A 22,435-nucleotide genomic window follows, 5' to 3' on the forward strand; every position below is an offset into this window, starting at 1 on the left:
CACAGAACAGGGCAAGTCAAGGAAAACAACTGGCGTTACGCCATTCCGCCCACGAGTACGTTTTCCGGCCGACCGCCGCTCACTCCCAGCGCGCGGAATCGACGCCCCAGGGGCCGGGCGGCCGAGCCCAGTCGACCGGCCCGCCCACGAAGGACACCGGCGACCGGGCGTACCGCAACCGCCCGATCCCGCTGTCGGTCTCGGCGAGCCAGGCGTCCGGGCCGTCGTAGGCAGCGTGCGTGACCTGCCCGGCCGCGCCGAACCTCCCGATCCCTCCGGCTGACCCGTCCGGGACCCCCTCCAGCAGCCACTGCGCCGTCCGGGCGAGCGCCAGTCGCACGCACCGGCTGCCGCCGTCATCCGACTGCTCGCGCACCGCCCGCAGCACCTCCGCCGCCAGCAGATACCCCGTCCCGTGGTCCAGCGCCTGCGCAGGCAGCGCGCCGGGCTGCTCCATCGACCCCTCGACCACCGCGATCCCGGTCGCCACCTGCACCAGGCTGTCGAAGCCCCGCCGCTCGCTCCACGGCCCGTACGCGCCCCACGCCGACAGCTGCGCCACGACGATCCCCGGCCGCCGCTCCGCCAGCGCCCGCGGGGACAGCCCGAACCGGTCCAGGGCGCCCGGCCGGTACCCGGTGACGACCACGTCGGCCGTCGCGAGCAGCTCCTCGAAGGCATCCCGGTCGGCCGCCAGGTCCAGCGTCGCGGACCGCTTCCCGAAGCCGGTGTCGGCGTGCTGGTCCGGGAGTTCGGGGACGTGCGGCGGATCGATCCGCAGTACGTCGGCGCCGAGCAGGGCGAGCGTGCGGGTCGCGACCGGGCCCGCGATGACCCGGGTCAGATCCAGGACCCGCAGCCCGGCGGCGGGCAGCAGGGGGGCGCCGGCGATCGGCGCGAGCACGCGCGCGGGGGCACAGTCGAGACGCTCGCGCTCGATGAGAGGCCGCTCGGCCAGCTCCACCGCCTGCTCGTGCGCCGCCCACTCCTCGGGCGTCCGCAACGCGACGGCGAGGCCACCGGCCGCGTACACGGCCTCCTCGACCTCCAGGGACGACCGCTCCGCGAACGCCGCCTCCAGGGAGTCGGTCGGCCCCATGACCCTGAGCAGCCGCTCCCGGTGGTGGGGGTAGTTGGCGTGGGTGCGCACCCATCCGTCGGCGGTCCGCCAGAACCTGGAAAGGGGCGCGAAGTTGACCGGCGCCCGACCATTGATCAACAGATGCCGTTCACTCGTGAACGCGGTGGCGACGGCCCCGTCGTCCACCCGCACGCCGGGCACCTCGGCGAGGCCGGCCCGCAGCGTCGCCAACTCGGCGGCGGCCTGCGCACACGCACCGACACAGGCACGCGCCAACTCGCGTACTACGAGGCGGCGGACCACCAAAGACGCACCTCCTTGCGCACGTCGGTGGGCCGCAGCTCCCAGCCCTGGGCGAGGGCGACGTGGGCGACGTAGGCGCCGCCGACGCCGCGGTAGTCGCGCATCGGTATCTCGCACTCCACCACGCGCCGGAACTTCTTGGGATCGCGCGGGTTCGCGGCCTTCGCGGTCCATTCGCCGACCACCTTCTCGACGCGGGCCCTGTAGTACGCGGTGTCGCCCTCGTGCCGCAGCTCGGGCCAGGTCACGCCCCAGGAGGGCAGGCGCATGCGGGCGATGGCGCGGTCCAGCATCTTGAAGAGGCCGTTCTCGTACGAGGTGCTCAGCACGACGATCACCTCCGTCACCAGGCCCACGGCGATGGTCACGAGAATGACCGCCAGCCAGAACACCCAGAGCACCGGCAGGAACAGAACGGTCGCGATGAAGCGCGTCCTCAACAGCCCTTTGGGGCGTACCGGTTCTGCTGTCCACGTGGCGGGATCTTCGTACACATCCATGGCCGTAGATCATCCCCCACGCGCGAAGGGGCCGGGGACCCGGTCCCCGACCCCTCCACACACGCGCGCGTGCCGTTACTTGGTGACCGCGTCCAGGGCGTCAGCCGTGCCCCAGCCGTAGAAGCCGTTGTAGTTCTTCGACCCCTCGCACACGGCGTCGACCTTGCCGTCGCCGTCGATGTCGTACGGGTCGGTGCACGGCGTGGCGTCGGCCTCCGCGTACAGCAGGGCCTTCACCAGGGCCGGGGAGGCCTTGGGGTGCGTCGACTTGATGAGCGCGGCCACGCCCGCGACATGCGGGGAGGCCATCGACGTACCGGCCATGTAGCCCCAGCCGCCGCCCGGCAGCGTGCCCAGGATCAGGCCGCTGGTGGCCGGCGGGGCCGGGGTCTGGAAGCGGGTCGAGTCGCCGCCGGGAGCGGCGATGTCGATGACGCCCAGACCGTGGTTGGAGAAGGACGACTTGATGCCCTTCGCCCCGGTCGCCGCGACCGTCACGACACCCGGCAGCTGGGTCGGGATGTCGTAGCACTCGGAGGGGTCGATGACCCGGTCCGAGGGGGTCCCGTCGTTGGGGGAGACCGGGTCGGTGATCTCGTCGGCCGCGAGGTCGTAGTTCTCGTTGCCGGCCGCCGCGACGTTGACCGTGCCCTTCTTCTCCGCATAGCGCGAGGCCCGGGACACGGCGTCGACGAGCGCCTTCTGGTCCGGGTCGTTCTTGCAGTTGAAGTACCACGGGTCGGTGTAATAGCTGTTGTTCGTGACGTCGACACCGTGCTCGGCCGCCCACACGAAGCCGCAGACCACGGCCTCCGTGTAGAAGTAGCCGGCCGTCGTGGACACCTTGATGCCGGACACCTTCACGCCGGGCGCGACACCCGTCATGCCGACGCCGTTCTTGGCGGCCGCTATCTCACCGGCGACATGCGTGCCGTGCGGGCTCTCGCCCGTGGTCGGCCGCCACGCCCCGTCGGTCGTGTCGGGCTTGCCCGTCACGCAGTTGACCGACGCGGCCCGGTCGAAGTTCGGCGCGATGTCCGGGTGGGTGTCGTCGACGCCGGTGTCGATCACGGCGACGGTCACCTTGCTGCTGCCGAGCGACTTCTCGTGCGCCTTGTCCGCCTTGATGGCGGGCAGGTCCCACTGCAAGGGCTCCAGCGGGTCCTGACCCTCGGCGGCCTCCACGTTCGCGAGGTCGTCGGCGTCGATCACCTTGGGGGTGCCCACGTCGGTCGTCGACTGGGCGGGCAGCGGCGCGTTGCGCGTGTTGCCGGCCGACTGCACACCGCGCACGGTGCGCACGATCTTCGCGAAGTCGGGGTTCGCCGAGTGGACGACGACCACGCCTATCTGGTCGTACGACGTCACAATGGTGCCGCCGGCCTCGGCTATCGCCTTCTTCACGTGCTTCGAAAGCCCGTGCCCGGGGCTGACGTTGACGACATAGCTGAGCGCGGTGGCCTCGGCGGCCGGGGCTTCCTCCGCCGCCGACGCCGAGACGTTCGGCAGGAACGCGAGGGCCGTCGCCATGGCCATCCCGACGGGGACGGCCATCGTGCGGCGGAAGCGCGGGTGAGGCGCTGTCATTCTGGATCTCCAGTTCGTTCGCGGTACGAGCGTTGCCAGCGGTACGAGTGGTACGAGCGGTACGAGCGGACCGTGCGGGTCTTTAGCGAGGACGAGGGCTACTTGACCGCGCGGAGCGCGTTCACGATGCCGAAGCCGTAGAACCCGTTGACCCGCTTGCCGCCCACGCAGGTCGCGTCCTGCGTGCCGTCGCCGTCCTGGTCGTAGGAGGCGGGGCAGCCCGGGTTGTCGGCCTGCGCCTTCATCAGCGCCTGGAGCTGCGCCGGAGTCGCCCACGGATGTGTCGACTTCAGCAGCGCGGCGACGCCCGCGGCGTGCGGGGACGCCATCGAGGTGCCCTGGAGGAAGCCGTACGAGTTGTTCGGCATCGTCGACAGGATGCGGCCGTTCTTCGACGGGGTGTCCGGGATCTGGTAGAGCCGGTCGCCGCCCGGGGCCGCGATGTCGATGACGCCGTCACCGTACGAGGAGTAGTACGACTTGAGGTTGTTCACGCCCGTCGCGCTGACCGTGACGACACCCGGCAGCATGGTCGGCACGTCGAAGCACTCGTGCGGGTCGACGGTGCGGGTGACCGGGGTGGAGTCGTCGGGGCTGCTGTCGTCGACGAGGGCGTCCGAGTCGAGGTCGTCGTTGGAGTTGCCCGCGGACGCCAGGTTGAGCGTGCCCTTGTGTTGCGCGTACAGGGACGCCCTGTTGACCGAATCAACGATGGCCCGCTGATCGGGATCGTCCACACAGTTGTACAGCCATGGATCAACGTAGTAGCTGTTGTTCGTGATCTCCACGCCGTGGTCGGCGGCGAACACGAACGCGCAGACGACGCTCTCCGGGTAGAAGAGACCGTTGCTCGGGTCGGTCACGTTGATGGCCGCGACCTTCACACCCGGCGCGACACCGGCGACACCGATGCCGTTGCGGGCGGCGGCGATCTCACCGGCCACGTGGGTGCCGTGGTAGTCCTCCGCGGTGTACGGCCGCCAGGCGCCCTCGGTGGTGTTCGGGACACCGCCGTCGCAGTTGGCGGACTGGGAGGCGGAGAAGTTCGGCGCGATGTCCGGGTGGGTGTCGTCCACACCGGTGTCGATGACGGCGACCGTCACCTTCCTGCTGCCCGGGTTGATCTGCGCGGCCTTGTCGGCGCCGATCGCGCGCAGGTCCCACTGGTCGGCCTCGAGGGGCTCGCTCGCCGCGTCGGCGGCCGAGGCCTGCTCGACCTTCTGGGCTTGCTCCTTCGTGAGCAGCTGCGCCGCGCCCTCGTCCGTCGTCCCGGCCGGGGTCAGCGGCGAGGTACGGGTCGCGCCCGCCGACTGCACGCCGCGCACCTTGCGTATCTGGGCGCCGAAGTCGGGGTTGGCCGAGTGGACGACGATCACACCGATCTTGTCGTACGTGATGACGACGGTGCCGCCGGCCGCGGCGACGGCCTTCTTGACGGACGCGATCGTGTGACGGTCCACCTTGGTGTTGACGACGTACGACAGATTCGGCGCGTCCGCTGACTGCGCTTTGGACTCCGCGAAAGGGGCGGCCGACGCGGCCGCCGGCAGGAAGCCGAGCGAGGCGGTCAGCGAGAGCACGACAGGTACGGCGAGAGCGAGCCGACGTCTGGAACGCAGACGGGACATGGGGTCTCCACATCATCCGGAAACGAAACCGCCCGAGACACAGGTGGTGCTCGGGCAGGTACATGACGGGCGGTGCAGGCCTGAAGCTATCTCCCGAAGTCGCTGGCCAGCAATGACCTTCCCCCGATGACTTCAAGAAGAAGCAAACCCAGTTGAACCGGTCCTCGCGTGCCGCCGTGACCTTGGGCAGGGAGCGCGAGCACGATCGAGCCCCCTGACGAACCGCGAGGAACAGAGCCGCCCATGTCCGTCGTACCGAACCCGTCCCCCACCCCCGATCAGCCCCCGTCCGCCGTGGCAACAGCGCCCGCAACGCGAGGAGACTCCGTGGCTACCGACGCACCGCCCCCCTCGACAGAGCAACACCAACTCCCCAGCACCGAGGAGTTCACCGAGGTGCAGCAGAGCGCGGAGTTCGGTGAACTGCGCCGCTCCTACCGCAACTTCGCCTTCCCGCTGACCGTCGCCTTCATCGCCTGGTACCTGCTGTACGTCCTGCTGTCGAACTACGCCGGCGACTTCATGGGCACCAAGCTCTTCGGCAACATCAACGTCGCCTTCGTGTTCGGCATCGCCCAGTTCCTCACCACGTTCCTCATCGCCTGGTGGTACTCGCGGCACGCCGCCGCGAAGCTCGACCCCAAGGCCGAGGCGATCAAGTCCCGGATGGAGGGCGGCGCATGAGCATCGCGCAGCAGAGTGTCCTGGCGGCCGGCGAGGCCAGCGAGCACCGGCCGCTGATCATCAGCCTGTTCGCCGTCTTCGTCGTCGCGACCCTCGTCATCACCATCTGGGCCGGCCGCCAGACCAAGGACGCCGCCGACTTCTACGCCGGCGGCCGCCAGTTCAGCGCCTTCCAGAACGGCCTCGCGGTCTCCGGCGACTACATGTCGGCCGCGTCCTTCCTCGGCATCGCCGGCGCCATCGCCCTGTTCGGCTACGACGGCTTCCTGTACTCCATCGGCTTCCTGGTCGCCTGGCTGGTCGCCCTGCTCCTGGTCGCCGAGCCGCTGCGCAACTCCGGCCGCTACACCATGGGCGACGTCCTCGCGTACCGCATGCGTCAGCGCCCGGTCCGTACCGCGGCCGGCACCTCCACGATCGTCGTCTCGATCTTCTACCTGCTGGCGCAGATGGCCGGCGCGGGCGTCCTCGTCTCGCTGCTGCTCGGCATCACCTCCGACGCCGGCAAGGTCGCCATCGTCGCCCTCGTCGGCGTCCTGATGATCGTCTACGTCTCCATCGGCGGCATGAAGGGCACCACCTGGGTCCAGATGGTCAAGGCGGTGCTGCTCATCACCGGCACCATCCTGATCACCTTCCTGGTGCTGCTGAAGTTCAACTTCAACATCTCCGACCTGCTGGGCACGGCCGCGGAGAACAGCGGCAAGGGCTCCGCCTTCCTGGAGCCCGGCCTCCAGTACGGCGCCACCGGCACCTCCAAGCTGGACTTCATCTCGCTCGGCATCGCCCTGGTCCTCGGCACCGCGGGCCTGCCGCACATCCTGATCCGCTTCTACACGGTGCCCAACGCCAAGGCCGCCCGTAAGTCCGTGAACTGGGCCATCGGCATCATCGGCGGCTTCTACCTGATGACGATCGCGCTCGGCTTCGGCGCCGCCGCGCTGATCGACCAGAAGGAGATCACCGACTCCAACCCGTCCGGCAACACCGCCGCACCCCTGCTCGCCCTGCACCTCGGCGGCGTCGACTCGGCGTGGGGCGCGATCCTGCTGGCGACGATCTCGGCGGTGGCCTTCGCGACGATCCTCGCGGTGGTCGCCGGTCTGACCCTGGCCTCGTCGTCCTCCTTCGCGCACGACATCTACGCCAACGTCATCCGCAAGGGCCAGGCGTCCGGCAAGGAGGAGGTCCGCGCGGCCCGCTGGGCGACCGTCTTCATCGGCGCCGTCGCGATCGGCCTGGGCGCCCTCGCCCGCGACCTCAACGTGGCCGGCCTGGTCGCGCTGGCCTTCGCGGTCGCCGCGTCCGCGAACCTGCCGACCATCCTCTACAGCCTCTTCTGGAAGCGGTTCACCACCCAGGGCGCCCTCTGGTCGATCTACGGCGGCCTGATCGTCGCCGTCGGCCTGGTGCTGTTCTCCCCGGTGGTCTCCGGCGACCCGAAGGCGATGTTCCCCGACGTCGACTTCGCCTACTTCCCGCTGAAGAACCCGGGCATCATCTCCATCCCGTTCGGCTTCCTCATGGGCTGGCTCGGCACCATGGTCTCCAAGGAGGAGCCCGACGCCGGCAAGTACGCGGAGCTGGAGGTCCGGTCCCTGACCGGCACCGGCGCGCACTAGGGCCCGTCCGGCGGATCAAGTCGCAGGAAAGCCGCGGCGCTTCATCGACGCGGGTGAACGGGGTCTGGTGCGTTGGACTGCAAGGCGGAGGAGGGCGGCGACGCGGAGCGTCGGCAACCGACGACAACGCCGCAGGCCGACGTGCCAGACCCCGCGTCTGCGGCATGGTCCGCCGGACAGGCCCTGGTCCCCTGGACGATCCACTGAGCGGCCGCGTCGTAGGGACCTACGACGCGGCCGTGTCTTACCTCGTGGGATCGGGACCTGTCGATGTCGGTGCCGTCACGTAGGCTCGCAGGTGACGGAAGACGAGTGCTTGCAACGAGGGAGGGGGCCCACGTGCTCATCGACACCTACGGCCGGCAGGCCACCGACCTGCGTGTGTCGCTGACCGACCGGTGCAATCTGCGCTGTACGTACTGCATGCCCGAGGAGGGCCTGCAGTGGCTGGCCAAGCCCGACCTCCTCACCGACGACGAGATCGTCCGGCTGATCGACATCGCCGTCACCTCCCTCGGCATCGAGGAGGTCCGCTTCACCGGCGGCGAGCCCCTGCTGCGCCCCGGCCTGGTCGGCATCGTCGAGCGCGTGGCAGCCCTGGAGCCCCGCCCCCAGATGTCGCTGACCACCAACGGCATCGGCCTCAAGCGCACCGCGACGGCCCTCAAGGCCGCGGGCCTGGACCGGGTCAACGTCTCCCTCGACACGCTGCGCCCGGACGTCTTCAAGACCCTGACCCGCCGGGACCGCCACAAGGACGTCATCGAGGGCCTGTACGCCGCCCGGGAGGCGGGCCTGACCCCGGTGAAGGTCAACTCGGTCCTGATGCCCGGTCTCAACGAGGACGAGGCCCCCGACCTCCTGGCCTGGGCGGTCGAGCACGACTACGAACTCCGCTTCATCGAGCAGATGCCGCTGGACGCCCAGCACGGCTGGAAGCGCGACGGCATGATCACCGCGGGCGACATCCTCACTTCCCTGCGCACCCGCTTCGAGCTGACGGAAGAGGGCTCGGAGAAGCGCGGCTCGGCCCCGGCGGAGCGCTGGATCGTCGACGGCGGCCCGCATGTGGTGGGCGTCATCGCCTCCGTCACCCGCCCGTTCTGCGCGGCCTGCGACCGCACCCGCCTGACCGCCGACGGCCAGGTCCGCACCTGCCTGTTCGCCCGCGAGGAGACGGACCTGCGCGCGGCCCTGCGCTCGGGCGCCCCGGACGAGGAGATAGCGCGGATCTGGCGCGAGGCGATGTGGGGCAAGAAGGCGGGCGCGGGCCTGGACGACCCGACGTTCGTACAGCCCGACCGACCGATGTCGGCGATCGGCGGCTAGGTCCGGACAGGCCCTGGGCGCCCTAGGCGCCTTCGGGGGCTTCCCACTCCTTCAGAAGGACCACGTCCTTCAAGAACCCCCGCACCCCGAGGAACTGGGACAGATGCTCCCGATGCTCCTCGCACGCCAGCCAGGTCTTCCTGCGTTCCGGCGTGTGCAGCTTCGGGTTGTTCCACGCGAGCACCCACACCGCGTCGACCCGGCAGCCCTTCGCCGAACAGATCGGCGCGGTCTCTTCACTCACTGGTCCGTCTCACGCTGTGTTGTCTCACGCTGTGCCGTCTCACAAAGTGCGCTGAACAAGGCGACGCCGAGCAGCCACGGGGGGAGCTGCCCGGCGTCGGTCTGTCGCTCCGACGGGGGATGCGGAGCGCGTAGGAAGTATGTCACGGGTAACCCGTCGCCCGGCACTGGAACAACATGATTGATCTGAGCTTTTCTTGAGGTCCGTCCGGAGGTGACGTCCGGTTGCGACCCCTCCGCCTAGCGTCACTTCCGCTCGTGAGGCTCGCTCCGCACACCCTGTGCCGGGCCGTCCGCGGCGTCCTCCGGGAAGGATTCCGCGAAGGGCTCCTGAGCCCGCGGCGGAGAGATCATCGGCCGAACCGGAGTGGCCACGAACGTCGACGGAAGCCCCGGCGCGTTCTCCCGGCCGGCGTTCGCGATCACCACCGCGACATAGGGGAGCAGCACTCCCAGCACCAGCGCGACGATCGCGACGTGCCGTTCGACGTTCCAGAGTGTGGCCGCGAGGATCACCGACAGCGTGCGCACCGACATGGAGATCACATACCGGCGCTGCCGACCGCGTACGTCTTCCTGAAGGCCCGTACGGGCTCCGGTGATCCGGAACACCTGAGCGCCGCCGCCCGCATGCTGCTTCCGCATCAGATTCCACCATTCGCCCGCATCGGACTCGCCCGGCCCGTTCCCACATGTCTTACGTTACGCCGCACCTCCGCCGCCTACGAGACCGGGGCATCTCCTGACAGGGCGGCCGCACTGCGCCTTCGCACGTACGGCCGACTCGACATGCGTCGTAGGGCACATGGGCCGACACTGGCCGTAATGCTCACGTAGAGCCGTACGAGGAGGCAGCCATGGGCTGGTTGTGGGCGATCATCGTGGGATTCGTGCTGGGCCTGATCGCGAAGGCGATCATCCCGGGCAAGCAGCACAGTCCGCTCTGGCTGACGACCATCTTCGGCATGCTGGGCGCCATCGTCGGCAACGCGATCGCGCGGTGGGCCGGCGTCGACGCCACCTCCGGCATCGACTGGACCCGCCACGCGTTCCAGCTGATCGCGGCGATCATCATCGTGGGCGTCGGCGACATGCTGTACATGGCGACGCTGGGCAAGCGCAAACAGCGGGCATGAGAGAAGCGCCCTGAAGGGGCGCGGGGAACTGCGCGATCAGCCACGACGAAAGCCGCGGCCCGCAGACCCCCGCGCCCCTACGGCATTCACGCCTTGGTGACCTCGACAGCGGCAAGGTTCTTCTTCCCACGCCGCAGCACCAGCCACCGCCCGTGCAGCAGGTCCTCCTTGGCCGGGACGGAGTCCTCCGCCGGGACCTTGACGTTGTTCACGTAGGCCCCACCCTCCTTCACGGTGCGCCGCGCCGCCGACTTGCTGGCCACAAGACCCACCTCGGCGAACAGATCGACGACGGGACCGAGCTCGCCGACCTGGACATGCGGCACCTCGGACAGGGCCGCCGCCAGCGTCCTCTCGTCGAGCTCCGCCAGTTCGCCCTGGCCGAAGAGGGCCTTGGACGCGGCGATCACGGCCGCCGTCTGATCGGCGCCGTGCACCAGCGTCGTCAGCTCCTCGGCCAGCGCGCGCTGGGCGGCACGGGCCTGGGGCCGCTCCTCGGTCTGCTTCTCCAGTTCTTCGAGTTCCTCACGGGACCTGAAGGACAGGATGCGCAGGTATGTCGAGATGTCCCGGTCGTCCACGTTCAACCAGAACTGGTAAAACGCGTACGGCGTCGTCATCTCGGGGTCGAGCCAGATGGCGCCGCCCTCGGTCTTGCCGAACTTGGTGCCGTCCGCCTTCACCATCAGCGGCGTCGCCAGACAGTGCGCCTCCGCGTCGGGCTCCAGCCGGTGGATCAGGTCCAGACCCGCCGTGAGGTTGCCCCACTGGTCGCTGCCGCCCTGCTGGAGCGTGCAGCCGTAGCGTCGGTACAGCTCCAGGAAGTCCATGCCCTGGAGCAGCTGGTAGCTGAACTCCGTGTAGCTGATGCCCTCCTGGGACTCCAGTCGGCGGGCGACGGAGTCCTTGGTGAGCATCTTGTTGACGCGGAAGTGCTTGCCGATGTCCCGCAGGAACTCGATGGCCGACATCCCGGCCGTCCAGTCCAGGTTGTTGACCATCACCGCGGCGTTGTCGCCCTCGAAGTCCAGGAAGGGCTCGATCTGCGAGCGCAGCCGGGTCACCCAGTTCGCGACCGTCTCCGGGTCGTTCAGCGTCCGCTCCGCCGTGGGGCGCGGGTCGCCGATCTGACCGGTGGCGCCGCCCACCAGGGCCAGCGGGCGCAGCCCTGCCTGCTGGAGCCGACGCATGGTGAGGACCTGCACCAGGTGACCGACGTGGAGGCTGGCGGCGGTCGGGTCGAAGCCGCAATAGAACGTGACCGGACCGTCCGCGAGCGCCTTGCGCAAAGCGTCCTCGTCAGTGGACAGGGCCCACAGCCCACGCCACTTCAGCTCGTCGACGATGTCCGTCACGGTTCTCGCGTCTCCTTGATGATCTTCAGGCAGCCGGGTGACTACCGGCTACGAGGTTATACGCCCCGACTGACAGAGCTCATATTGAAGTCCGGCACCCGCAGGGCCGGCATCGCAGCCCTAGTGAACCAGTCGCTCCACTCCCTCGGCAGCGTCTTTTCGGTGCGCCCGGCCTCGGTGGCCCGGCCCAGCAGATCCACCGGCGACTCGTTGAACCGGAAGTTGTTGACCTCGCCGGTCACCTCCCCGTTCTCGACGAGATAGACGCCGTCGCGGGTCAGACCCGTCAGCAACAGGGTCGCCGGGTCCACCTCGCGGATGTACCAGAGGCAGGTCAGCAGCAGCCCGCGCGTGGTGTTGGCGACCATCTCCTCCAGGGAGCGGTCCTCACCGCCGTCGAGGATCAGGTTGTCGATGCCCGGTGCCACCGGCAGCCCGGTCAGCCCGGCGCTGTGCCGGCTGGTGAGCAGACTGCTCAGCTCGCCCTCGCGCATCCACTCGGTGGACGTCAGCGGCAGCCCGTTGTCGAACACCGACGAGTCGCCGCCGGAGGAGTGCGCGAGCACGAACGGCGCGGACTCCAGGCCCGGCTCGTTCGGGTCGCTGCGCAGCGTGAGAGGCAGCTCGGTGAGCCGGTCGCCGAGACGGGTGCCGCCACCGGGCTTGGAGAACACCGTCCGGCCCTCGGCCGCGTCCCGGCCCGACGCCGACCACATCTGGTAAATGAGCAGGTCCGCCACGGCGGTCGGCGGCAGCAGCGTCTCGTACCGCCCGGCGGGCAGGTCGTGCTTGCGCTCCGCCCAGCCCAGGCGTACGGCGAGTTCGGCGTCCAGCGCGGCCGGGTCGACGTCCTTGAAGTCCCGGGTGGAGCGGCCCGCCCACGCCGAGCGCGTACGGTCCGGGGACTTGGCGTTCAGCTCAAGGGTGCCGTTGGGCTGGTCGTGCCGCAGCCGCAGACCGGTGGACGTACCGAGATAGCTGGAGACCAGCTCGTGGTTGGCGAAGCCGTACAGCTCACGGCCGCCCGCACGCGCGCGTGCGAAGGACTCGCCGAGCGCCGGAGCGAAGTCCGCGAAGACGGCGGAGGACGTCTCGGCGGGTGCGTCCGTGAAGTCGGGGGACGCGGGGACGTCCCTGACCAGCGGCTGCGCGTCCTCGGCGGGCGCGGCCCCGCGCGCGGCGGCCTCGGCGGCCCGCACCAGGGGCTCCAGCTCGTCCACGGTGACGGCGGCCCGGGAGACGACGCCCGAGGCGGTGCCCTCCTTGCCGTCGACGGTCGCGATGACGGTGAGCGTGCGCCCGCGCGTGACGCCGTTGGTGGTGAGCGCGTTGCCGGCCCAGCGCAGGTTCGCCGTGGACTGCTCGTCCGCGATGACGACACAGCCGTCGGCGCGCGACAGCTCCAGGGCACGCTCGACGATCTCGTGCGGCTTGTTGCTGCGGGCGCTCATCGACCGGCCTCCTGCGTGGTGTTGAGAATGTTGACGCCCTTGAAGAGGGCCGACGGGCAGCCGTGCGACACCGCGGCCACCTGGCCCGGCTGGGCCTTGCCGCAGTTGAAGGCGCCCCCGAGGACATAGGTCTGCGGACCGCCGACGGCGGCCATGGAGCCCCAGAAGTCGGTGGTGGTCGCCTGGTAGGCCACGTCCCGCAGCTGGCCGGTGATCCGGCCGTTCTCGATCCTGAAGAAGCGCTGGCCGGTGAACTGGAAGTTGTAGCGCTGCATGTCGATGGACCAGGAGCGGTCGCCGACGACATAGATGCCGCGGTCGACCCCGCCGATCAGGTCCTCGGTCGACATCCCGGCCGGGTCGGGCCGCAGGGACACGTTGGCCATGCGCTGGACGGGCACATGACCGGGGGAGTCGGCGAACGCGCACCCGTTGGAGCGCTCGAAGCCGGTCAGCTTCGCGATCCGCCGGTCCAGCTGGTAGCCGACGAGCGTGCCGTCCTTCACCAGGTCCCAGGACTGGCCGGCGACGCCCTCGTCGTCGTAGCCGATGGTCGCCAGGCCGTGCTCGGCGGTGCGGTCACCCGTGACGTTCATCAGATCGGAGCCGTAGCGCAACTTGCCGAGCTGGTCGAAGGTGGCGAAGGAGGTGCCGGCGTAAGCGGCCTCGTAGCCGAGGGCGCGGTCCAGCTCGGTGGCGTGGCCGATGGACTCATGGATGGTCAGCCACAGGTTGGACGGGTCGACGACGAGGTCGTACACCCCGGACTCGACACTCGGTGCCCGCATCTTCTCCGCGAGCAGCTCCGGGATCTGGTCGAGCTCCGACTCCCAGTCCCAGCCGGTGCCCGTCAGGTACTCCCAGCCGCGGCCGACCGGCGGCGCGATGGTGCGCATCGAGTCGAACTCGCCGCTCGACTCGTCGACCGAGACGGCGGTCAACGCCGGATGCAGCCGCACCCGCTGCTGCGTGGTCACGGTCCCGGCGGTGTCGGCGTAGAACTTGTTCTCATGGACGGTGAGCAGCGAGGCGTCGACATGGTTGACGCCGTTCGCCCCCAGCAGCCGCGCGCTCCACTCCGCGAGCAGCCCCGCCTTCTCCTCGTCGGGCACGGTGAACGGATCGATCTCGTACGACGAGATCCACGTCTTCTCGGCGTGCACCGGCTCGTCGGCCAGCTCCACCCGCTCCTCGGAGCCGGCCGCCTTGATCACCTGGGCGGACAGCTTCGCCATCGCCACGGCCTGCGAGGCCACCCGGGCCGCCGCGTCCATGCTCAGATCCACGCCGGACGCGAATCCCCAGGTCCCACCGTGCACGACCCGCACCGCGTACCCGAGGTCGGTGGTGTCCGACGACCCGGCGGGCTTGGCGTCCCGCAGCCGCCAGGACGCGCTGCGCACCCGCTCGAACCGGAAGTCCGCGTGCTCGGCACCGAGCGCACGCGCGCGTGCCAGCGCGGCGTCGGCGAGGGCGCGTAGCGGAAGCGCTGTGAAGGCTTCGTCGATGGTATGAGGCACCGAGGTATCTCCCTGCTGTCGTGACCTGTGGACCCCGATCATGTCGCGTGGGCGGGTCCAGGGACCATACGTTTCCGTCCGCACCGCGCGTCCTTCTGTAGAGACCCGACAGCGAGTCCCCTTCGCCACTGTCGGTGCCCGATTGTCCGCCGGACGTCGGGGACCGATAGGTTTTCGAGGAAGCCGCCTGTCATCCAGGTGTTCGGGCGGGTATTCATACCGCTATCGAAAGGGTGATCCGTTGAGCCGCTCGGTTCTCGTCACCGGAGGCAACCGGGGCATCGGCCTCGCCATCGCCCGCGCTTTCGCCGACGCCGGCGACAAGGTCGCGATCACGTACCGCTCGGGTGAGCCACCGGCCGGCTTCCTGGCCGTCAAGTGCGACATCACCGACACCGAGCAGGTGGAGCAGGCCTACAAGGAGATCGAGGCCGAGCACGGTCCCGTCGAGGTCCTGGTCGCCAACGCCGGCATCACCAAGGACACGCTCCTGATGCGGATGTCCGAGGAGGACTTCACGTCCGTCCTCGACACCAACCTCACCGGCACCTTCCGCGTCGTCAAGCGCGCCAACCGCGGCATGCTGCGCGCCAAGAAGGGCCGCGTCGTCCTGATCTCGTCGGTCGTCGGACTGTACGGCGGGCCCGGCCAGGCCAACTACTCGGCCTCCAAGGCCGCCCTGGTCGGCTTCGCGCGCTCGCTCGCGCGTGAGCTCGGCTCGCGCAACATCACGTTCAACGTCGTCGCCCCCGGTTTCGTCGACACCGACATGACCAAGGTGCTCACCGACGAGCAGCGCGCGAACATCGTGCAGGCCGTGCCGCTCGGCCGCTACGCGCAGCCGGAGGAAGTCGCCGCGACGGTGCGGTTCCTCGCCTCCGACGACGCCTCGTACATCACTGGAGCCGTCATCCCGGTTGACGGCGGACTGGGAATGGGTCACTGAACACCATGGCTGGAATCCTCGAGGGCAAGAAGATCCTCATCACCGGTGTGCTGATGGAGTCCTCCATCGCCTTCCACACCGCCAAGCTGGCCCAGGAGCAGGGCGCGGAGATCATCCTCACCGCGTGGCCGCGGCCGACCCTCACCGAGCGCATCGCGAAGAAGCTCCCCCAGCCGGAGAAGGTCAAGGTCCTGGAGCTCGACGTCTCCAACGACGAGCACCTCGCCCGCCTGGAGGGCCAGGTCCGTGAGCACCTGGGCGACAGGCTCGACGGTGTCGTGCACTCCATCGGCTTCGCCCCGCAGGACGCCCTCGGCGGCAACTTCCTGAACACGCCCTTCGAGTCCGTGGCCACCGCCATGCATGTCTCCGCCTTCTCCCTGAAGTCGCTGACCATGGCGCTGCTGCCGCTGATGACCGAGGGCGGCTCCGTCGTCGGCCTCACCTTCGACGCGCAGTTCGCGTGGCCGCAGTACGACTGGATGGGCCCGGCCAAGGCCGCCCTGGAGGCCACCAACCGCTACATGGCCCGTGACCTGGGCAAGCACGACATCCGCTGCAACCTGATCTCGGCGGGTCCGATCGGTTCCATGGCCGCGAAGTCCATCCCGGGCTTCGCCGAGCTGGCGGCGGTGTGGGACAGCCGCTCCCCGCTGGAGTGGAAGCTGGAGGACCCGGAGCCGGCCGGCAAGGGCGTCGTCGCCCTGCTGAGCGACTGGTTCCCGAAGACCACCGGCGAGATCGTCCACGTCGACGGCGGTCTGCACGCCATCGGCGCCTGACACTCCCACGGTGAGGGCCCGCGTTCCCCGGAACGCGGGCCCTCACCCGTTCGGCCCATCCGGCCGGGCGGGGGAGCGGCACAACTGGGCACTCTGGATTACGCGTTCACCGCTTCCCTCCCCAGCACGGCCGAGGAGGTCCCCCTTGTGCGCCTGTCCCGCAGCCTGGCCCCGATAGCCGTCGCAGCCGTTCTGCTGATGTCCCTGCCGCACGAAGCGTCGCCCCACGCGCGCGAGGACACGGCACCGGACCTGTTCGGCGCCGCGTGCTACAGCAAGGTCATCGGTTCCCGGGTGACCGCCTACTGCCACAACCCCTACCCCGACGTCGACCACGTCCGGCTGCACATCGAGTGCGACCGCTGGTGGGACGTGGACAGCGACGGCGCCCCCGTGGAGGCCGGGCCCGCGCAGACCGTACGGCTCGACGGCCGCTGCTGGAAGGAAGTCCGCTCGGTGTGGGTCAGCCACCACAAGCGGTGACGGTCAGTCGTCGGCGGCGCTGAACAGCCCAGGCCGGCACTGGAAGGGATAGCTCGCCGCCTGCGCCGCGGCGGCCTCGGCGTCGCCCGCGCGGATCGCGTCCACCAGCCCCGAGTGGTCCAGATGCGTCTCCGGCGTCATCTCCTCGCCGACGTCGTCGCGCAGCCAGTCCCGCAGCACCTCGCCGAGGTCCGCGTACATCGCCGTCATCACGTCGTTGCGCGACGCGGACACCACCGCGAGGTGGAAGGTCGCGTCCGCCATGACGAAGGCCTCCTTGTCGCGTGCCTCCCAGGCCTCCTCACGGCGCACGAGGAGCGCGTCGAGCTGCTTGAGGTCCCTCTCGGTACGCCGCTGGGCCGCCAGCTTCGCCGCGGCCGACTCCAGCGTGGAGCGCAGCTCGGCGATGTGCCGGGGATCGGCGTCGGCGAACCTGCGGTGCATCACACCGGCCAGCTCGCTGGTCGCCACGACGTAGGTGCCGGAGCCCTGGCGGATGTCCAGCAGGCCGTTGTGCGCGAGCGCGCGGACGGCCTCCCGGACCGTGTTGCGGGCCACCCCGAGCTGCTCGACCAGTTCCGGCTCCGTCGGGATGCGTGCCCCGACCGGCCACTCACCGGAGGTGATCTGCTGCCGCAGCGCGGCGATGACCTGCTCGGACAGCGCCGAGCGACGGGGGTGGCTCAGAGGCATGGCACACCTTCGCACGGGACGGGCGCCCGAAGGCGGCCGGGGGATGGACAACCAATCATCCCATGATTCTATGATGGGTGTCATGGCAAGCGAGGAAACCCGTACGACCACGTCCCGGCACATACGGAGCTCAGCGGCGAGCCCCGTGGCGAGCGAGTCCCCAAAACCGGCCACGCGCGCGTGGACGAGCCGGCTGCTCGTGCTCGGCATCGTGCTGGCCGCCGTCAACCTCCGCCCCGCCATCACCAGCCTCGGCGCCCTCCTGGAGGAGGTCCGCGACGGACTCGGCATGAGCGGCAGCGTCGCCGGGCTCCTCACCTCCGTGCCCCCGCTCTGCTTCGCCGTCTTCGGCGTCATGGCCCCGCGCCTCGCCCGCCGCTTCGGCTCGGGCGCGGTGGTGTGCGCGGGCATGGCCGCCATCACCGCGGGCCTGCTGATCCGGCCGTACGTGGGCGGTACCGCCGGGTTCCTGGCCGCCAGCGCCCTCGCGCTCATGGGCATCGCCGTCAGCAACGTCCTGATGCCGGTCATCGTCAAGCGCTGGTTCCCCGACCGGGTCGGCTCCATGACCGGCCTGTACTCGATGGCCCTCGCCCTCGGCACCTCGGTGGCCGCCGCGGCCACCGTGCCGGTCACCGACCTGCTGGGCGGCAGCTGGCAGACCGGACTCGCGGTGTGGGCCGTGCCGGCCGCCGTCGCCGTACTGCCGTGGCTCGCGTTCGTACGGCAGCGGGACGGCGTACGACAGGATGAAGGCGTACGACAGGAAGGCGGCGGACGGCCCGAGGGCGCGGCCTCCGCCGGGCAGGCGTCCGCGCGCGGGGAGCAGCCCGCGCTGCGGATCACTCGCAGCCGCACCGCCTGGGCGCTCGCCGTCTTCTTCGGGCTCCAGGCCACCGCCGCCTACATCACCATGGGCTGGATGCCGCAGATCTTCCGGGACGCGGGCGTGCCCGCGAGCACCGCGGGACTGCTGCTGGCCGTCACCATGGTGATGGGCGTCCCGCTCGCCTTCGTCATCCCGCGCGTGGCCACCCGGCTGCCGCACCAGGGCCCGATCGTGCTCGTCCTCGGCCTCTGCGGCCTCGTCGGCTACGCGGGCCTCTACCTCGCGCCGGCCGCTGGGGCCTGGGCGTGGGCGCTGCTCCTCGGCGTCTCCAACTGTGCCTTCCCGCTCGCCCTCACCATGGTCGGGATGCGCGCCAGGACAGGCGCGGGCGTCGCCCAGCTGTCCGCCTTCGCGCAGAGCACCGGCTACCTCATCTCCATCCCCGGGCCGCTCCTCGTGGGCGTGCTCTACCAGCACAGCGGCGGCTGGGGGCTGCCGATCGCCCTCATGACCGGCCTGATGGTCCCGCAGATGGTCGTCGGTGTTCTCGCCGGACGCAACCGCACGGTCGAGGACGAGGCGGCCCACTGACCCCACCCCCACGGGGCCGGTGCCGGAGGGGGGTGCGAGACTTGCCGTATGCCAGTGCTCGACCCGAATCCGCAGAACGGCCAGAAGAAGATGCTGCTCGTCTTCGGCTCGTTCCTCGCCATCTTCGTGATCATCGCCGTCATCGCCACGATCGCCTCGCCGTGAGCCGCTGAGTCCCTTGCTCCAGGGGCGGGGGTGGGGTTATCCCCCCGTCCCCTAGGGGGCGGGTCTCAGGGTCAACTGGGTGGATCACCGGATGGGTTGGGGGCCGCCGGATCCGTACCTTCGAGCTGTGGCCGCGACCGAGCGGACCACCGGTCCACTCGGAGAGACGCGGAGGCACCCATGTCGGCCCCAACGCACACCCCGCCCCACCCGGCGACCCGGGGGCGCGCCGACATCCGGCTGCCCTGGTGGGCCCTCGCCCTGCCGACACTCGCCTTCATCACCCTGCTCGCGCTGATACTCAACCCCTCCGACGCGCAGGCCGCCGCGGGCGACCCGGCGATCACCCACCTCGTCGAGCGCATCCAGCAGCTGGCGGGCCGCTGAGCAGCCCGGTGGCACTGATTTCCGGGCCCGGTCGGGCCGGTCCACGGTGATCGGTGCGCAGCCCTGAAGCCGCATGTCAACTCCCTGCGCCCCATGGCCTGTTTCATGCGAAGCTGGGTTCCATGAGCGTCGCAGAACCCCGCAGGATTGTCCTTTTCCGGCATGCGAAAGCCGACTGGCCACAGGTGTCCGACCATGAGCGACCGCTCGCGGACCGGGGCCGCATGGACGCGGCCGTGGCAGGGCGGAAGCTGGCCGACACCGACATCACCTTCGATCTGGCCCTGTGCTCCACCGCGATCCGGACCCGCGAGACGTGGAAGCTCGCGGTGCACGAACTCGCGCACCGGCCGAAAACCGTCTATGAGGAGCGGGTCTACGAAGCCTCTCCCGGCGAGCTCATCGCTGTGCTCAACGAGACCCCGGACGACGCGCAGAATGTCATTCTCGTCGGGCACAACCCCGGTGTGCAGGGTCTCGCCGAGATCCTGGCGGGCTCGGCCGAGGGCGACGCCCGCGAGCGGATGAGCCGCCGCGGCTTCCCGGCCGCCGCCTTCGCGGTCCTGTCCTTCACCGGCGCCTGGAAGAGCCTGGAGCCGGGCGGGGCCACCCTCCTCGACTACTGGGCACCCTCCGAATGATCCCCACCGAGGCCTGACGGGCCTCACCGGCCCGACGGCAGGGGCCCGGCACCTCCACGGTGCCGGGCCCTGTCGATTCCTCTGACGGGCTCAGTGCAGCTCGTCGTGCGTGTCCGCCGCCTCGACCTCTTCGCGGGTCACGCCCAGCAGATAGAGGACGGTGTCCAGGAACGGCACGTTCACCGCGGTGTGCGCGGCCTCCCGCACCACCGGCTTGGCGTTGAAGGCGACGCCGAGACCGGCCGCGTTCAGCATGTCCAGGTCGTTGGCACCGTCACCGATCGCCACGGTCTGCGACAGCGGCACCCCTGCCTCGGCGGCGAACCGCCGCAGCAGCCGCGCCTTGCCGGCCCGGTCCACGATCTCGCCGGTGACCCGCCCGGTCAGCTTGCCGTCGACGATCTCCAGGGTGTTGGCCTGGGCGAAGTCCAGCCCCAGCCGCTCCTTCAGATCGTCGGTGACCTGGGTGAAACCGCCGGAGACGACGCCCACTTGATAGCCGAGGCGCTTGAGGGTGCGGATCAGAGTGCGCGCGCCGGGCGTCAGGCGCACCTCGCTGCGCACCTTCTCGACCACGGACGCGTCCAGCCCCTCCAGCAGGGCCACACGCGCGTGCAGCGACTGCTCGAAGTCCAGCTCCCCGCGCATCGCGGCCGCCGTCACCTCGGCGACCTTGTCCTCGCAGCCGGCGTGCGCCGCGAAGAGCTCGATGACCTCGTCCTGGATGAGCGTGGAGTCCACGTCCATGACGACGAGACGCTGAGCACGCCGGTGCAGCCCGGCCGCGACGACGGCGACGTCGATGCCGAGCGCCGCGGCATCGGTCACCAGGGCGGTGCGCAGCGGCTCGGTCTCGACCCCGGACACCGCGAACTCCACGGCGGTCACCGGGTACTTGGCGAGCCGGAAGATACGGTCGATGTTGCCGCCGGCCTTGGTGATCCGGGCGGCGATCGCGGAGGTCGCCTCCGCGGTGAGCGGATGTCCGAGCACGGTGACCAGGGAACGGCCGAGGCCGCGGGGCCGGTTGTCACCGAGGCCGGAGATGATCTCCGCCTGCATCTTCACCGACTCCGCCCAGCTGTGGACGGTCGACCGCAGTTCACCCTCGAGCCCGCGCGGCGGCTCGGTCACGAGCGCGCACAGCACCATCCGGCCACGGGTGACGACCTGCTCGATGTCGACGACGTCGACGGAGTAGGCGGCGAGGGTGTCGAAGAGACCGGCCGTGATGCCCGGCGTGTCCTTGCCGAAGATCTTGACGAGAAGAGTGGGTACGTCGGAGGTCTGCGAAGCGCTCATGGTGTACCCACCGTATCCGGCACGCAGTGCCTTGCGCCCCTGAGGTCCGCCTGGCGGACAGGGAACACTCCGTGTCGGGCAGATGGAGTGGATCTTAAGCGCGGCGTACCGCCTTCGTTCACCTCCGTCCCTTGGGCCTGCCGGGCGGGGGTGGCGGCGGGGGCGGCGGAGGTGGAGGCGGCGGCCCCTCGTCCGGGCCGGACGCCTTCCGGCCACCGGGGCGCGCCCCACGTGACCCGCGAGGCGGCGGCTCGACGGGACGGAGCATGGTGGGCGCGCCGTACATGTCGTCGCCGGTCGGGGGCGGCTCGTCGGGGGACTCGCCAGGCAGGTCATCGGGCGGCTCACCGTCACGGCCACCCGGCCTGTCATACCCCGCTCCCGGCCACCGGGCCCCTTCGGTCGGCTGAGCCTGCCGGCCCGGCCGCCAGGGCTCTTCCGCGGAGGACGGCGACTGCCCCCGCGAGGCCTCTCCGGGCGGTCGGCCGCGGCCCCACCCAGCCGATGAGCCGTACGCCGACCGCGCGTCTCCAGGAGGAGCGTCCGAGACCCCGGCCCCCGGCCCGTCGTCCGGCCGCGCGTCCTCCGGCTCGCGCAACTCCTCCGGCACACGCAGATACGGATTGGTCGCAGGATTCGGCGGCCGATACGGCGACCCCGGCACGTACGGCCCAGCCTCCCCGGAACCCCCACCAGGCCCACCACCCGAGGCTCCACCCCGCCCCGCACCAGAGACCGACGACCCGCCACGCCCCGCCCCGGAGGCCGGGGCTCCACCTTGCGCGGCGCCGGAAGCGGGGGCCCCGCCATGCCCTGCGCCGGAGGCCGGGGCTCCACCTTGCGCGGCGCCGGAAGCGGGGGCCCCGCCATGCCCCGCGCCGGAGGCCGGGGCTCCGCTCTGCGCGGCATCAGGAGCGGAGGCCCCGCCATGTCCCGCCCCAGAGGCCAGGGCTCCACCACGCCCCGCTCCTGAAGCCGAAGGCCCGCCCTGCCCGGCCCTCGAAGACCCACCTTGACCCGCATAGGGCGAAGCGCCAGCGCCACCCGCATAGGGCCCAGCCCCGGCGCCACCGGCATGGCGCCCAGCCCCGGCGCCACCGGCATGGCGCCCAGCCCCGCCGTCACCGGCGTACGGATCGCCAACGGCGCCACCGGCGTACGGGTCGGCCCCGTGCCC

Annotated in this window: 22 protein-coding genes; 11 read left to right on the plus strand and 11 right to left on the minus strand. The window is 70.4% G+C overall.

Annotated features, from left to right (window positions below; genetic code table 11):
* Window positions 1-79: 79 nt before the first annotated feature.
* From OG885_RS34685 to OG885_RS34700, 4 genes are all read right to left on the minus strand, one after another.
* On the minus strand, window positions 80-1,384 hold the full coding sequence (locus OG885_RS34685) for a CoA transferase (protein WP_405738283.1): 1,305 nt from the start codon (window positions 1,382-1,384) through the stop codon (window positions 80-82).
* Window positions 1,366-1,884 carry a hypothetical protein gene (locus OG885_RS34690; protein WP_405738286.1) on the minus strand — a complete coding sequence of 173 codons (519 nt, stop codon included), beginning with the start codon at window positions 1,882-1,884 and terminating at the stop codon, window positions 1,366-1,368. Before OG885_RS34690 ends, OG885_RS34685 begins: the two co-directional genes overlap by 19 nt.
* Window positions 1,885-1,959: 75 nt before the next feature.
* On the minus strand, window positions 1,960-3,471 hold the full coding sequence (locus tag OG885_RS34695; RefSeq protein ID WP_405738289.1) for a S8 family peptidase: 1,512 nt from the start codon (window positions 3,469-3,471) through the stop codon (window positions 1,960-1,962).
* 98 nt (window positions 3,472-3,569) lie between these two features.
* Window positions 3,570-5,099, minus strand: coding sequence for a S8 family peptidase (locus tag OG885_RS34700; RefSeq protein ID WP_405738293.1), 1,530 nt, complete (start codon window positions 5,097-5,099; stop codon window positions 3,570-3,572).
* Window positions 5,100-5,426: 327 nt separating this feature from the next.
* Here OG885_RS34700 and OG885_RS34705 point away from each other — a divergent pair, with 327 nt between their 5' ends.
* From OG885_RS34705 to moaA, 3 genes are all read left to right on the plus strand, one after another.
* Window positions 5,427-5,783, plus strand: coding sequence for a DUF485 domain-containing protein (locus tag OG885_RS34705; protein ID WP_399958665.1), 357 nt, complete (start codon window positions 5,427-5,429; stop codon window positions 5,781-5,783).
* Window positions 5,780-7,405, plus strand: coding sequence for a cation acetate symporter (locus OG885_RS34710; protein ID WP_405738296.1), 1,626 nt, complete (start codon window positions 5,780-5,782; stop codon window positions 7,403-7,405). The genes OG885_RS34705 and OG885_RS34710 overlap by 4 nt, the downstream gene beginning before the upstream one ends.
* Window positions 7,406-7,744: 339 nt before the next feature.
* The gene (gene moaA, locus OG885_RS34715) at window positions 7,745-8,734 is read left to right on the plus strand and encodes a GTP 3',8-cyclase MoaA (RefSeq protein WP_405738299.1); all 990 of its coding nucleotides are present in this window, start codon (window positions 7,745-7,747) and stop codon (window positions 8,732-8,734) included.
* Between the two features lie 22 nt (window positions 8,735-8,756).
* On the opposite strand, the gene OG885_RS34720 is transcribed toward moaA, so the two are convergent.
* A complete protein-coding gene (locus tag OG885_RS34720) occupies window positions 8,757-8,978 on the minus strand; it encodes a hypothetical protein (protein WP_329340726.1) in 222 nt (73 codons plus the stop codon).
* A 245-nt stretch (window positions 8,979-9,223) separates the two neighbouring features.
* Entirely contained in the window at window positions 9,224-9,622 is a 399-nt protein-coding gene (locus tag OG885_RS34725; RefSeq protein WP_405738302.1) for a DUF3099 domain-containing protein, read from the minus strand.
* A 212-nt stretch (window positions 9,623-9,834) separates the two neighbouring features.
* Between OG885_RS34725 and OG885_RS34730 the strand changes: the two genes are divergently transcribed.
* Window positions 9,835-10,113 carry a GlsB/YeaQ/YmgE family stress response membrane protein gene (locus OG885_RS34730; RefSeq protein ID WP_329340729.1) on the plus strand — a complete coding sequence of 93 codons (279 nt, stop codon included), beginning with the start codon at window positions 9,835-9,837 and terminating at the stop codon, window positions 10,111-10,113.
* A gap of 86 nt (window positions 10,114-10,199) precedes the next feature.
* Here the strand turns inward: OG885_RS34730 and tyrS are convergent, their stop codons facing one another.
* The 3 genes from tyrS to OG885_RS34745 are packed head-to-tail and all read right to left on the minus strand — an operon-like array spanning window position 10,200 to window position 14,439.
* Window positions 10,200-11,468, minus strand: a complete 1,269-nt coding sequence (gene tyrS / locus OG885_RS34735; protein WP_405738305.1) for a tyrosine--tRNA ligase — start codon at window positions 11,466-11,468, stop codon at window positions 10,200-10,202.
* 56 nt (window positions 11,469-11,524) lie between these two features.
* Window positions 11,525-12,919, minus strand: a complete 1,395-nt coding sequence (locus OG885_RS34740) for a metallopeptidase TldD-related protein (RefSeq protein WP_405738308.1) — start codon at window positions 12,917-12,919, stop codon at window positions 11,525-11,527.
* A complete protein-coding gene (locus OG885_RS34745; protein WP_405738311.1) occupies window positions 12,916-14,439 on the minus strand; it encodes a TldD/PmbA family protein in 1,524 nt (507 codons plus the stop codon). Before OG885_RS34745 ends, OG885_RS34740 begins: the two co-directional genes overlap by 4 nt.
* A gap of 241 nt (window positions 14,440-14,680) precedes the next feature.
* On the opposite strand from OG885_RS34745, the gene fabG reads away from it, so the two are divergent.
* From fabG to OG885_RS34760, 3 genes are all read left to right on the plus strand, one after another.
* Window positions 14,681-15,385, plus strand: coding sequence for a 3-oxoacyl-[acyl-carrier-protein] reductase (fabG, locus tag OG885_RS34750; RefSeq protein ID WP_399958652.1), 705 nt, complete (start codon window positions 14,681-14,683; stop codon window positions 15,383-15,385).
* Window positions 15,386-15,390: 5 nt separating this feature from the next.
* Window positions 15,391-16,167 carry an enoyl-ACP reductase FabI gene (gene fabI / locus OG885_RS34755; RefSeq protein ID WP_405738315.1) on the plus strand — a complete coding sequence of 259 codons (777 nt, stop codon included), beginning with the start codon at window positions 15,391-15,393 and terminating at the stop codon, window positions 16,165-16,167.
* A 147-nt stretch (window positions 16,168-16,314) separates the two neighbouring features.
* The gene (locus tag OG885_RS34760) at window positions 16,315-16,650 is read left to right on the plus strand and encodes a hypothetical protein (RefSeq protein WP_405738318.1); all 336 of its coding nucleotides are present in this window, start codon (window positions 16,315-16,317) and stop codon (window positions 16,648-16,650) included.
* Between the two features lie 3 nt (window positions 16,651-16,653).
* Here the strand turns inward: OG885_RS34760 and OG885_RS34765 are convergent, their stop codons facing one another.
* Window positions 16,654-17,343 (minus strand): FadR/GntR family transcriptional regulator, encoded by a 690-nt coding sequence (locus OG885_RS34765; protein ID WP_405738321.1) that lies wholly within the window; start codon window positions 17,341-17,343, stop codon window positions 16,654-16,656.
* A 70-nt stretch (window positions 17,344-17,413) separates the two neighbouring features.
* On the opposite strand from OG885_RS34765, the gene OG885_RS34770 reads away from it, so the two are divergent.
* The 4 genes from OG885_RS34770 to OG885_RS34785 all read left to right on the plus strand — a co-directional run bounded on the left by OG885_RS34770 (window position 17,414) and on the right by OG885_RS34785 (window position 19,956).
* On the plus strand, window positions 17,414-18,763 hold the full coding sequence (locus tag OG885_RS34770; RefSeq protein WP_405738324.1) for a CynX/NimT family MFS transporter: 1,350 nt from the start codon (window positions 17,414-17,416) through the stop codon (window positions 18,761-18,763).
* Window positions 18,764-18,811: 48 nt separating this feature from the next.
* Window positions 18,812-18,928, plus strand: coding sequence for an SGM_5486 family transporter-associated protein (locus OG885_RS34775; protein WP_097262240.1), 117 nt, complete (start codon window positions 18,812-18,814; stop codon window positions 18,926-18,928).
* A 180-nt stretch (window positions 18,929-19,108) separates the two neighbouring features.
* Window positions 19,109-19,315, plus strand: a complete 207-nt coding sequence (locus tag OG885_RS34780) for a hypothetical protein (RefSeq protein ID WP_399958642.1) — start codon at window positions 19,109-19,111, stop codon at window positions 19,313-19,315.
* 122 nt (window positions 19,316-19,437) lie between these two features.
* Window positions 19,438-19,956, plus strand: coding sequence for a SixA phosphatase family protein (locus OG885_RS34785; protein WP_405738327.1), 519 nt, complete (start codon window positions 19,438-19,440; stop codon window positions 19,954-19,956).
* A gap of 90 nt (window positions 19,957-20,046) precedes the next feature.
* Here the strand turns inward: OG885_RS34785 and serB are convergent, their stop codons facing one another.
* Entirely contained in the window at window positions 20,047-21,258 is a 1,212-nt protein-coding gene (gene serB, locus OG885_RS34790; protein ID WP_405738330.1) for a phosphoserine phosphatase SerB, read from the minus strand.
* Between the last annotated feature and the right edge of the window lie 1,177 nt (window positions 21,259-22,435).

The organism is Streptomyces sp. NBC_00028 (genome assembly GCF_045041065.1).
Lineage (GTDB): Bacteria > Actinomycetota > Actinomycetes > Streptomycetales > Streptomycetaceae > Streptomyces.